At 70.5% G+C, this 772-nt stretch carries 1 protein-coding gene and 1 pseudogene; one reads left to right on the top strand and one right to left on the bottom strand.

Annotated elements, in window-relative coordinates; genetic code table 11:
* Positions 1-85 precede the first annotated feature (85 nt).
* Positions 86-220 (top strand): hypothetical protein, encoded by a 135-nt coding sequence (locus I5G_RS26395; RefSeq protein WP_239642509.1) that lies wholly within the window; start codon positions 86-88, stop codon positions 218-220.
* On the opposite strand, the pseudogene I5G_RS21105 reads toward I5G_RS26395, so the two are convergent.
* Positions 156-772, bottom strand: a pseudogene (locus I5G_RS21105) (beta-galactosidase); the annotation flags it as partial. The gene I5G_RS26395 and the pseudogene I5G_RS21105 sit on opposite strands and share 65 nt — an antisense overlap.

The following is a 772-nucleotide window of genomic DNA, read 5'->3' on the forward strand; positions in this document are numbered from 1 at the left end:
CGTCGCGCCGAGCGACATCCACGACGCGCTCGACCGCTTCCGGCTCGACCCGCACCGCATCCAGGTGATCGCCGCGCATCGCGGCGTGACGTGGGTCGACGACTCCAAGGCCACCAATCCGCACGCCGCGGGTTCGTCGCTCGCGGCGTACCCCGGGTGGGCTGGTGCTCGCGCAGGGTCTCGAGGCGCTCGGCGGAGCGGGAGCCGAACGAACCGGTGAGGTGCAGCTCCGGCAGGCTGCCGTTCTCGAGCATCCACGGCATCGGCTGGTCGACGGTCGTGAGCGGCACCGTGATCCCGGCGTCGCGCGTGACCCGCACGAGCTCGCGCAAGTAGTCCTTGTCGGACCCGTAGGCGCCGTACTCGTTCTCGATCTGGACCAGCACGACGTTGCCGCCGCGGTCGATCTGCCGCGGGACGACGATCTCGTACACGCGCTCCAGGTACTCGGTGACGGCCGCGAGGTACTGCGGCTCCGAGCGGCGCAGGCCGATGCCCGGCGTCGACGTGAGCCACACGGGCAGACCGCCGTTGTGCCATTCGGCGCAGATGTAGGGGCCGGGACGCACGATCACGTGCAGACCCTCGGCGGCGACGAGGTCGAGGAAGCGTCCGAGGTCGTTCCAGCCCGTGGCATCCCATTCCCCGCGCACCGGCTCGTGCGCGTTCCACGCGACGTACGTCTCGATGGTGTTGAGCCCCATCGCCTTGGCCGTGCGGATGCGGTCGGCCCAGTGCTCGGGGTGGATGCGGAAGTAGTGCAGCGTTCCGG

This window comes from Microbacterium sp. B19 (assembly GCF_000333395.1).
Taxonomy (GTDB): Bacteria; Actinomycetota; Actinomycetes; order Actinomycetales; family Microbacteriaceae; genus Microbacterium.